9 protein-coding genes are annotated in these 12,001 nt (G+C 38.6%); all 9 read left to right on the plus strand.

Going from position 1 to position 12,001, the window contains the following annotated elements; genetic code table 11:
- Positions 1 to 3: 3 nt before the first annotated feature.
- A complete protein-coding gene (locus H4J75_RS00900; RefSeq protein ID WP_182213416.1) occupies positions 4 to 1,785 on the plus strand; it encodes a bifunctional protein-serine/threonine kinase/phosphatase in 1,782 nt (593 codons plus the stop codon).
- A 216-nt stretch (positions 1,786 to 2,001) separates the two neighbouring features.
- Positions 2,002 to 4,545 carry a nitrite reductase large subunit NirB gene (gene nirB / locus H4J75_RS00905; RefSeq protein ID WP_182213414.1) on the plus strand — a complete coding sequence of 848 codons (2,544 nt, stop codon included), beginning with the start codon at positions 2,002 to 2,004 and terminating at the stop codon, positions 4,543 to 4,545.
- Positions 4,546 to 4,571: 26 nt separating this feature from the next.
- Entirely contained in the window at positions 4,572 to 4,907 is a 336-nt protein-coding gene (nirD, locus tag H4J75_RS00910) for a nitrite reductase small subunit NirD (RefSeq protein WP_182202631.1), read from the plus strand.
- Positions 4,908 to 5,259: 352 nt separating this feature from the next.
- Positions 5,260 to 5,895, plus strand: coding sequence for an ANTAR domain-containing response regulator (locus tag H4J75_RS00915; RefSeq protein ID WP_259366313.1), 636 nt, complete (start codon positions 5,260 to 5,262; stop codon positions 5,893 to 5,895).
- A 41-nt stretch (positions 5,896 to 5,936) separates the two neighbouring features.
- Complete coding sequence (locus H4J75_RS00920) at positions 5,937 to 7,010, plus strand: CmpA/NrtA family ABC transporter substrate-binding protein (protein WP_182213412.1); 1,074 nt, start codon at positions 5,937 to 5,939, stop codon at positions 7,008 to 7,010.
- Between the two features lie 401 nt (positions 7,011 to 7,411).
- A complete protein-coding gene (locus H4J75_RS00925; protein WP_182213585.1) occupies positions 7,412 to 8,758 on the plus strand; it encodes a CmpA/NrtA family ABC transporter substrate-binding protein in 1,347 nt (448 codons plus the stop codon).
- 123 nt (positions 8,759 to 8,881) lie between these two features.
- On the plus strand, positions 8,882 to 9,838 hold the full coding sequence (locus H4J75_RS00930; RefSeq protein WP_259366324.1) for an ABC transporter permease: 957 nt from the start codon (positions 8,882 to 8,884) through the stop codon (positions 9,836 to 9,838).
- Positions 9,839 to 9,862: 24 nt separating this feature from the next.
- On the plus strand, positions 9,863 to 10,723 hold the full coding sequence (locus H4J75_RS00935; RefSeq protein ID WP_182221102.1) for an ABC transporter ATP-binding protein: 861 nt from the start codon (positions 9,863 to 9,865) through the stop codon (positions 10,721 to 10,723).
- Between the two features lie 60 nt (positions 10,724 to 10,783).
- A complete protein-coding gene (locus H4J75_RS00940; RefSeq protein ID WP_182221103.1) occupies positions 10,784 to 11,968 on the plus strand; it encodes an alginate export family protein in 1,185 nt (394 codons plus the stop codon).
- Positions 11,969 to 12,001 lie beyond the last annotated feature (33 nt).

Consider the following 12,001-nt stretch of genomic DNA (forward strand, 5'->3'; position numbering starts at 1 on the left):
AACATGAGTGTTATCAATACAGAGAAGCAAACGCTCCAAAGCACGGTTGTAGATTTACAACTATGCTTTGGTGGTTTTTCTCATAAAGGTTTAAAGGCAGAAAACCAAGACGCTTTTGCTGCTATTGTGCCAAAAAAACTTGAATTACGCGCTAAAGGCGCGGTTGTGGCTATCGCAGATGGAGTATCGAGCGCAAGTAAAGCCGCTGAAGCTTCACAACTTGCGGTCACTCAATTTATTCAAGAGTATCTTGCTACGCCCGAAACATGGTCTACACAGAAATCTGCCGCTAAAGTATTAAGCAGTTTAAATAACTGGTTGTATTCACAAAGCGGATTTGTTGATGCTCTAGTTAATCAAGACTCACCTCAATGGCTAACGACTTTTTCAGCGCTTATTGCTAAATCAAACACCGGTTATATTTTTCATGTTGGCGATACCCGTATAACAAAATATCGCCAGCAACAATTAGAAATTATAACCCGTGATCATAATCGTAAACAAATAGGGCAACAGGATTTATTAACACGCGCATTAGGTGCTGATAGCCATTTAGAAGTTGATGTTTATCAAGTCGATTTACAGGCAGGAGATTTATTTATGCTAAGTTGTGATGGTATTCATGACTTTGTTAGTAAAGCTGCTTTTAAAACACTCTTTGATTCATTGCCGTTATCACCAAATAAGTCTGACTTAGAAGCTCTTTCTGAAAAAATTGTTGCCACCGCACTTGAGCGCGGTAGTCATGACAATGTGACCTGCTTACTGGTTTATATTGACGCGATACCGAATCGGAAACTGGCAGAAATTGAACGCGACCTAAGTTCAAAAGCGATCCCTCCAGCATTAAAAGTTGGGCAGAAACTTGATGATTATCTTGTTAAAAAAATAATACACGCCAGTATTCGTTCACACTTGTATTTAGTCGTCGATGTTAAAACAGATAAGCCTTATGTGTTAAAAGCACCCTCTGCTAACTTTTCAGATGACGCCTTTTATTTACAAGGTTTTATGCGGGAAGCTTGGGTGGGAGAACGCATTAAACACGTTAATGTCATGCGTGTATTATCCGCTAAAAAAGACAGCCAGTTTTTATACCATGTATGTGAATACATTAAAGGGCAAACCCTGGGTGAATGGTTACATGACAACCCTAAACCTAGCATTGCGCAGGTCCGCGATATAATGAAACAAGTGATCGGCGCATTACGATCATTTCAACGTTTAGATTTAGTTCACCGCGACTTAAAGCCCGACAATATTATGATCGATGAATATGGTCAAATTAAATTGATTGATTACGGCACCGTATTTGTCGCTTCACTTGATGAAAACCAAGAAACAATAAAAGAACAAGTACCACACGGTTCATTAAATTATATTGCACCTGAAACCTTATTGCATATGCAAGCTGATTATCAAAGTGACCTATTCTCATTGGGGGTTATTTGTTATGAAATGTTATCTGGTGAACTTCCTTACAAACCAATGCAACGTGCTGAAGTCACTATTAAAAATTATAACGATATGCAATATCGCAGCATTAAACAGTTTCGACCTGAGTTACCCTTGTGGTTAGATTTAAGCCTTCAAAAAGCAACGGCTGCAGACCCAAAACAACGCTATAGAGCCTTTTCAGAATTTTTTAGTGATTTAAATAAACCGAGTTCATCTGCCGTTGAAGAATACAAAAACCAACCCTTGTTAAAGCGTGATCCTATCTTTTTTTGGCAATTAGTATCAACCTTATTGTTTATTGCCTTGATGGTATCTTTAGTTAATTAACCCTTTCCCCCTTTGCACTTACCGCTGATGATTATGGTGCACACCTCTGGTGCGTTGATGCCTTCACTGCAGTGCAAAATCGCTGTTACAACTCACACATAAATCACTATCTAATTGAATTTATTAAAAAAACTACTTGGTTCGTTTATTGCTAATAACAAATCATTATCTAATTCTGCTATTACAGCAGTAATTTAAAGAAGTAGGGTTCCAAAAATGAGTACACAACCTCAGAAGATCGTCGTCGTTGGTAATGGCATGGTTGGCCATCACTTTGTTGATGAAATGGCGAAACATGCCGGCTATGAAATTACCGTTCTATCAGCTGAAGACCGTTTAGCTTATGACCGCGTTCACTTATCAGAGTACTTTTCTGGAAAAACTGCTGATGATTTAGCCATGACTACGCCAGCATATTACAACGAAATAGGCGTTAATTTTTTTACCAACGCGAAAGTCACTAATATTAATAAAGCTGCACAAACCGTGACGACTGAATCGGGTGACATTTTCGCTTACGATAAATTAGTTATGGCGACAGGATCATACCCCTTTGTTCCCCCTATTCCAGGTAAAGAACGTGACCATTGTTTGGTTTATCGTACTATTCAAGATTTAGAAGACATTCAAGCGTCAGCTAAAGCGGGTAAAGTTGGTGTGGTTGTTGGTGGGGGGTTATTAGGTTTAGAAGCCGCTAACGCCCTTAAAGAACTTGGCCTGCAGACACACGTTGTAGAGTTTGCCCCACAATTGATGGGCGTGCAATTAGACAAAGACGGCGGCGCTTTATTGCGTTCAATGATCGAAGGTATTGGTGTTCAGGTACATACACAAAAAGCCACCAATGAAATTGTCGACGGTGAAGAATGTGTTCACCGAATGAATTTTGCCGATGGAACACATTTAGAAACTGACGTCATCTTATTCTCAGCCGGTATTCGCCCCTATGATAATTTAGCACGTGAATTTGATTTAGCGGTTGGCGAGCGAGGCGGCATTGTGGTTGATAACAACTGTAAAACCTCTAACGAAAATATTTACGCTATTGGTGAGTGTGCTTTGTGGAATAACTTTATTTTTGGTTTAGTGGCGCCAGGCTACACTATGGCTAAAGTGGCTGCCGATAACATTATTGGCGGTGAACAGCAGTTCACTGGTGCAGATATGAGCACTAAATTAAAATTAATGGGTATGGATGTCGGATCGATCGGCGATGCTCATGGCCGTACTCAAGGTTGTAAAAGCTACGTCTATTCAAATCAACCTGACCAAATTTATAAAAAAATAGTGGTCAGTGCCAATGGTAAAGAATTAATAGGTGCGGTTTTAGTGGGTGATACCAGTGAATACGATACCTTATTGCAATACGCATTAAATGGTATTGAATTACCAGAAAATCCCGACGGTTTAATTTTACCTAGCTCAGGCGAAAAACCCACCTTAGGCGTGGATGCTTTACCTAATACCGCGACTATCTGCTCATGTTTGAATGTCACCAAAGGCGATATTATTGCTGCTATTGATTGTGGCGCCGTTGATGTCGGTGAAGTAAAGTCTTCAACGAAAGCAGGAACAGGCTGTGGCGGTTGTGCCGCCTTATTGAAAAAAGTAACAGATCACGAATTAGAAAAACGTGGGGTAGAAATTAGCACTGACCTTTGCGAACATTTTGCTTACAGCCGGGTTGAGTTATTTCACATTGTGCAAGCAGAACAAATTAAAACCTTTGACCTGTTAGTAGAAAAACACGGTTCAGGTTTAGGCTGTGAAATTTGTAAGCCAGCAGCTGCGTCTATTCTCGCTTCGGTTTGGAACGATTACATATTAAAACCCGACCATGTATCACTACAAGACACCAATGATGTCTTTCTAGGTAATATGCAAAAAGATGGTACTTATTCTGTCGTTCCACGTATGCCAGGCGGTGAAGTAACCCCAGATAAGTTAATTGTTATTGGTGAAGTCGCTAAAGAATATAACCTATATACCAAAGTAACAGGCGGCCAACGTATCGACTTATTCGGCGCACGTGTTGACCAATTACCGGCGATATGGAAACGCTTAATTGATGCAGGTATGGAAACTGGTCATGCCTATGGCAAATCGTTACGTACGGTTAAATCTTGTGTTGGCAGCACTTGGTGTCGTTACGGCCAACAAGACAGCATGGCAATGGCCATTTTCTTAGAAGATCGCTACAAGGGCTTGCGTTCTCCTCATAAAATTAAGTTTGCGGTTTCGGGCTGTACACGCGAGTGTGCTGAAGCACAAAGTAAAGACATTGGTATTATTGCTACTGAAAACGGCTGGAACTTGTACGTCAGTGGCAATGGCGGCATGAAGCCTCGCCATGGCGACTTATTCGCGACTGATTTAGATGATGAAACCTTAGTGAAATATATCGATCGTTACTTAATGTTTTATGTGCGTACCGCAGATCGTTTAACCCGTACTTCTGTCTGGTTAGAAAACCTAGAAGGCGGCTTAGCCTACATGGAGAAAATAGTTAAGGACGATCACTTAGGGATTAATGATGAATTAGAAAAGCAAATGCAAAATGTCGTTGATACCTATCAATGTGAGTGGAAAACAACCATCGAAAGTGAAGAGCAATTAAAGCGTTTTCGTCAGTTTGTTAACTCTGACACTGTCGATGGCAACATCGAATTCGTTACTGAGCGTGATCAAATTAGACCCGCTCAAGGTGATGAGAAAAAATATGGCGTTCAAATTCAAGCCGTTGATTTAACACCTGCATAAATACGTTTACGAATAAGGAAAATAAAATGACAACAGAAAATAGCTGGCAAACCATTTGCTCAACCAGTGATTTAATTAAAAACTCAGGTGTTTGTGCATTATTAGCAAACAAAGAACAAGTGGCTTTATTCCAAGTAGGCAAGGACACCGTTTATGCTATTTCTAACTTTGATCCCTTTGGTAAAGCAAACGTTTTATACCGCGGTTTAATTGGTGAAACTAAAGGTAATATTTACGTTGCTTCACCCTTATTAAAACAACGCTTTGTTTTAAATTCAGGAGCCTGTTTAGATGATGATACTTTAGCGATTAAGACCTATGAAACACGTGTTACTGATGGAAAATTAGAAATATTTGGTTAAGGATTTCATCCTTTATTTTCATAAAAATCCTAGCGAAGTTAACGGTGCTGGGATTTTTATTTTTTACCATTCATCATTAAATTTAAGCCTAATATGACTCACTTAGCATCTGCTAAAAAAAAGTCTGCATACGCGAAGATTAATTATCCCAATTCTACATGCTAAGGTGTTTAAACAGTTCAATCCTAGAAGAGGTTATTTTGGTGCACCTTTGCATCACAAACTAATAAAAACGAGTATAAAAAATCAAAGGACAATCCTAACCAATTGATATAAATGTAATTAAACTTCTGGTGTGAATTGTGCTTTAATATTTTAAATATACTTAATTCTTAATTTTAATTTGAATAAATTGAAAAATAAAACCTTGTCTTTACCTAATAAAAATACGATATATCAGGATGTTCCATCAGGATTAAAAGTATTGCTTGCTGAAATAAACCATGCAAAAGCAAAGGTATTAATGAGCGTACTGATAAATGAGCAATATGATATCTATCATGTTGCTCATTCTGGCGTACCTTTATTAAGAGATGTTAAACAGCTAAACCCAGACGTTATCATTATTGATATAGAATCTCCAAACAGAGATATGCTTGAAAACCTCAATAAAATTTCTCAATTCGCCCCAAAACCTATCGTAGTTTTTTCAGAACAACAATGTGCCAATACTACCATTAATCAGATGGTCAAATCAGGGGTTAGTGCTTATGTGGTAGGGGAAGTTAACCAAACAAGAGTGAAGTCAATTATTGATGTGGCTATTGCGAGATTTGAGCTTTTTCAAGGACTAAAACAAGAACTTGCTGACACTAAACAAAAATTGTCTAGCCAGAAAAGTATCGATAAAGCTAAACGTTGGTTAATGGAAACAAAACAACTGTCTGAAATAGATGCGTATCACTTCATTCGAAAAATAGCGATGGATAACAGCCAGAAAATGGATGATGTTGCCAAAAACATCCTTTCTGTTGCTAGCATTTTTTAGATATTTAAAGACGTTTTAAAGAATTGTAGAGAATATCAATTATGTTTAATATTGAAAAAAAAAATATAACCCTTGGCTTTATGCCATTAACAGATAGTGCCCCCTTAGTCATTGCTCATGAAATGGGATTTTTCGAAAAATGGGGGCTTAACGTAAACCTAACAAAACAAAATTCTTGGGCCACATTAAGAGATAAATTGCATAGCGGAGTTATTGACGCCGCCCAAATGTTAGCCCCTATGCCCATTGCCTGTAACTTAGGTTTACACGGACAAAAGTCAACCGTGATTGCCCCAATGATATTGAGTCGTAACGGTAATGGCATCACGTTATCGACTAAACTCTACCAAAAAATATTATTACAACACAATACCAATGAGATCAGTATGCCATTTTCGGCCAATATATTGAGACATGAAATAGAGCAACGAAAAAAAGAAGGTAATAAATTAACCTTCGCTGTCGTTTTTCCTTATAGCTGTCATCATTATCAACTTGTTGAATGGCTAAAGAATAGTGATATCGATCCATCAGACATTAATTTATTAATTGTACCTCCTTCAAACATGGTGCCATCTATGCATTCAGGGGATCTTGATGGCTTTTGTGTCGGTAGTCCTTGGAATGCTAAAGCGGTTAGAGAAGGTGTTGGCATCACAGGTGTTACTTCTTCTGACTTATGGGAAGATTCACCTGAGAAGGTGCTTGGATTAATGTCTGATTGGCAAGTTAAGCACCCAGAAACAACATTTGCTTTAGTATCTGCTTTATATGAAGCATGCCAATGGCTTGAAAATATTCCCAATCGCTTTGAAGCAGCGAGGTTCTTGAGTCGTGCAAAGTATTTAGACACACATATCGACGTAATTGCGCCTTCATTAATGGGGAGTTGCCTAACCCTTAACAATACATCACCTCGTAAAGTAGAAAGCTATCAACAATTTTCGACATTAGGTGATCCCACATTCAATAGGCCAGCACATCATTACGGTGAAAACATTGCCAAATTAATGCAAGCGTGTGGACACATAAACAGACAACAAATAACGGATCTAGACATTACTTCGATCTACAGGGAAGATATTTATCAAGCTGTAATATATAAGAATAAGTAGAGCCTTTATTAAAATGAAGTATCTGCCTACAGGCCTATAGACACCAAAATAGTGCAAATACTTCTCACTGTTGGAGCAAAGTATTTAATCAAAAAACATAAAGCAAAGTAAGTTACTGATTTTAAATACAATTAATAGGTGGCACTAATTGTGCTTTATAGTTAATAGCGTTTTCATGTTAATTCAATCAACAGCGGTTGTTTTAACGATAAAGTGAAAATTGACTCAAAACTTATTTCGTTAAAACTAATCGCACTGCAACGACGTAGTCATTATTAGTTTGGCATTGAAGCCCACAGTACTCGGATTGTATCCGAAGTACTGTGGGCTTTTTTTATTTGGAGAAAGGTATTTTGAAAACGACTTTAAAAAATGAATGTAAAAAATTATGCCGTACTGTTATTGCAGGACTATGTATTTCTGGCTCCCTACTGACTTCGTCTTTGCAAGCAGCAGAGCTAGGCTACCCAGAAAAAGAAGAACTTAAATTTGGTTTTATTAAATTAACCGATATGGCCCCTATCGCTATTGCTTATGAGAAAGGATTTTTTGAAGATGAAGGCTTATACGTCACGATTGAATCTCAAGCTAACTGGAAAGTATTACTTGATGGCGTTATAGATGGTCGATTAGACGGTGCTCACATGCTTGCTGGCCAACCCATTGCAGCAACGATTGGTTACGGGACTAAAGCTGAAATCATCACGCCTTTTTCAATGGACTTAAATGGCAATGCGATTACTGTTTCTAATGAAATTTGGAAGCAAATGAAGGTCAATATTCCTAAGCAAGCCGATGGAAGACCTGTTCATCCTATTAAAGCTGATGCCTTAAAGCCTGTTGTAGAAAAGTATCTTGATGAAGGCAAACCTTTCAACATGGGTATGGTGTTTCCAGTGTCGACACATAACTACGAGTTACGCTATTGGTTAGCGGCTGGTGATATTCATCCTGGATTTTACGCTCCTCATAAAGGTGATACATCAGGAAAGATTGACGCACAAGTGCTGTTGTCAGTAACGCCTCCTCCACAAATGCCAGCCACAATGGAAGCCGGCACTATTTATGGTTATTGTGTAGGTGAACCTTGGAACCAACAAGCCGTATTTAAAGGCATTGGTGTGCCGGTCGTTACCGATTATGAAATTTGGAAGAACAACCCGGAAAAAGTATTTGGTATTACTAAAGCCTTTGCTGAAAAATACCCAAATACCACCATTCGTTTAACACGCGCATTGATTCGTGCCGCTAAATGGTTAGACGAAAACAATAATGCTAACCGTCCAGAAGCAGTGAAAATTTTATCTCAATCGAACTATGTTGGTGCTGATTACGACGTTATCGCAAACAGCATGACAGGGACTTTCGAGTACGAAAAAGGCGATGTGCGTTCAGTACCTGACTTCAACGTATTCTTTCGCTACAACGCCACTTATCCTTACTACTCTGATGCTATTTGGTATTTAACACAAATGCGTCGTTGGGGACAAATTAGCGATGACAAACCTGATAGTTGGTACAAAGATATTGCCGCACAAGTTTATCGTCCTGATATTTACATGGCTGCAGCGCAATCATTAGTTGATGACAAGTTATTGTCTAAAAGCGACTTTTCAGACTTAGTCGGTGAAGACGGTTTCCGTGCTCCTCAAAAACACTTTATTGACAACATTGTTTATGACGGTACTCAACCAAACGCCTATATAAACAAGTTTAAAATTGGCCTAAAAGCCGGTGACAAACTTTAGAACCTTGTCGTATTTTAGCCAGTACTTTACTGAGTAGTTATGCGCTGTCCATTAACTGGCAGCGCATAAAGGAGAGCAAAAATGACTGCTGTAATTAATAAAAAAACATTAGGTATTGTGCCAATGAGTAATAACAAAATAATCGGGTCCTTTATTTCAGAAAAGGCACAAGCGTTGATATTACCTATGGCCGGTATCTTCTGTTTTATGCTGCTATGGTCGTTTACGGCAAGTAGCATTGATACTTCGCTCGGAAAATTCCCTGGCCCCAGTGCAGTGGCTACTCAAGTAGTTAATTTAATTGATGAACATAATGCTGAACGCGCCAAAGAAGATGCTTTTTATATTCGCCAGGACGAACGAAATAAAGTGCGAATGGCAAAAGATCCAAGCTATCAAGCTAAAATACGAGTTTATACCGGTAAAGAAACATTTTTAGACCAAATATTCACCAGTTTAGTGACGGTAGTTAGTGGCTTTTTAGTGGCTGCTGTTGTTGCTATTCCCTTAGGTATTGCCATTGGTTTAAGTAAAAATTTAAATACGGCAATAAACCCTATTATACAAATTTTTAAACCCGTATCTCCTTTGGCTTGGCTACCGATAGTAACCATGGTAGTCAGTGCACTTTATGTATCTCCTGATCCTATGTTTGCTAAATCTTTTATCACCTCTTTAATCACAGTAACTTTATGTAGTCTTTGGCCTATGGTCATCAACACTTCTTTTGGTGTGGCTTCAATAAATCAAGACTGGGTGAATGTCAGTAAAGTATTAAGCCTGCCTAAACACGTGCATATTCAAAAAATTGTTTTACCTGCTTCCATTCCTGCCATTTTTACTGGCATGAGAATGTCATTAGGTATTGCTTGGATGGTACTTATTGCGGCTGAAATGCTGGCACAAAATCCAGGGTTAGGAAAGTTCGTTTGGGATGAATTCCAAAACGGCAGCTCACAATCTCTTAGTCGCATTATGACCGCAGTATTAACCATAGGCCTTATTGGCTACATGCTTGATAGAACCATGCTGCAACTGCAAAGAATATTGTCTTGGGACAAATCAAGCGCACAACTTTAGCCAATATAGGATTAAGGAAATCACATGAGCATTATTTTAGACATCAGCAAAGTAGATATGGTATTTCCAACCCCTAAAGGCGATTTTACCGCGTTAAAGGGTGTTGATTTACAAATAAAAAAAGGTGAATTCATTTCACTTATAGGTCATTCAGGTTGTGGTAAATCAACCGTATTGAATATTGTTGCCTGTTTGCACAGAGCAACATTAGGTGGCGTATTATTAAATAACAAAGAAGTAACAGAACCCGGCCCTGAACGTGCTGTTGTTTTTCAAAACCATTCATTATTGCCTTGGTTAACCGCCTATCAAAATATTGAGTTAGCGGTAAAACAAGTCTTCAAAAATAAAATGTCTTCAAGCGAAATGAAAGAATGGATCGAACATAACTTACGTTTAGTTCATATGGATCATGCAAAAGACAAACGTCCTGATGAAATTTCAGGCGGTATGAAACAACGTATTGGTATTGCCAGAGCTTTAGCAATGAAACCAGAAGTACTTTTGATGGATGAACCTTTTGGTGCGCTCGACGCTTTAACGCGAGCTCATATGCAAGACTCATTAATGGAAATTCAGCAAAAGCTTAACAACACCGTCATCATGATCACCCATGACGTAGATGAAGCTGTTTTATTATCAGATCGCATTGTCATGATGACCAACGGGCCAGCCGCGACAATAGGCGAAATATTAGACGTCAACTTACCTCATCCAAGAAACCGTTTAGCGCTAGCAGAAGATGTTGAATATAACCGATTGCGCTCAGCTGTTTTAACTTTTTTGTATGAAAAACAAAGAAAAGTTGAAGTTATTCCTACAGCTAAATCGGCTAAATCAACTGAAAAAGCTGAAGTAAAACAAAAGACGTCCAGTGTTGCTTAATACATTTCGCTAAATTGAAAAATTATAAAAATAATTTAAAAAAACTTTAAGGGATAAACCATGAAAAACGTTCATACATTCTCAAAAATTACGGCAGTGGTTTTGTTAGCAAGTGCCAGTGCTTCAGCAACCGCAAATAGCGAGACTAAAGCTAAAGCCAGTATAGATTTAAACTTGCGATATGAAAAAGTTGATCAAGACAATACCAAAAAAGATGCCTCAGCGTTAACGCTAAGAACTCGTCTAAATTACACCAGTGCTAGCTACAATAATTTTACCGCAGTTGTTGAATTTGAAGACTCACGCCAAGTAGCGGGTATTAACAGGTATAACGATGCCGTGGGCAATAATACTGAATATTCTGTTATTGCCGATCCAGAAACGACTGAATTAGACCAAGCTTATGTGCAATACAAAAAAGATGGGATCACCGCTAAAGTCGGTCGCCAAGTACTGACCTTAGATAATCATCGTTATGTTGGGCATGTAGGATGGCGTCAAGATAGACAAACATTTGATGCCGCGACCATAACTTATGACGCATTAGACAATGTAAAAATGAGCTATAGCTACATTAATAAACGTAATCGTATTTTTTCCAATGAAAAAGATTTTGATGCAAAAGACCATTTACTTAACCTCGCCTACAAAACGAGTTATGGCAAACTAACCGTTTACAGTTATCTCTTAGAAGTTGATGAAGGAACCGCTAATAGCTTAGATACTTTCGGGGTGAGTTTTAACGGTAAAAAAGACAAGTTTTCATATTCAGCCGAATTTGCTACTCAAGATTCAGAAAGCGGCGCAACTGACTACTCTGCAAGCTATATGGCCATAGAAGGCGGCTATAGCTTTGATGCGGTAACTCTTAAATTAGGTGCAGAAGTTCTAGGCAGTGATGATTCAATGGTTGGGTTTTCAACACCCCTGGCGACACTGCATAAATTCAACGGTTGGGCAGATCAATTTTTAGGCACACCAAAAGAAGGCTTGGTTGATCTTTATGCCTCTGTGTCAGGTAAAGCATTCGGCGGCGGTTGGACAGTGACAATTCATGATTATTCTGCTGATGAATCAACCGATACGGTTGATGATTTAGGTAGCGAAATTAATGCCGTTTACGCGAAAAAATTCGCTAAGAATTATAAGGCAGGCTTAAAGTATGCGGCTTACTCAGCAGGCGATTCTACTGCGGGTAAAGTTGATACCGATAAAATTTGGCTTTGGGTAAGTGCAAATTTTTAGCTCTCCAAACACACATATAATGATAACGCTCTA

Origin of the sequence: Colwellia sp. BRX10-1, assembly GCF_014077545.1 — a bacterium.
Lineage (GTDB): Bacteria > Pseudomonadota > Gammaproteobacteria > Enterobacterales > Alteromonadaceae > Colwellia_A.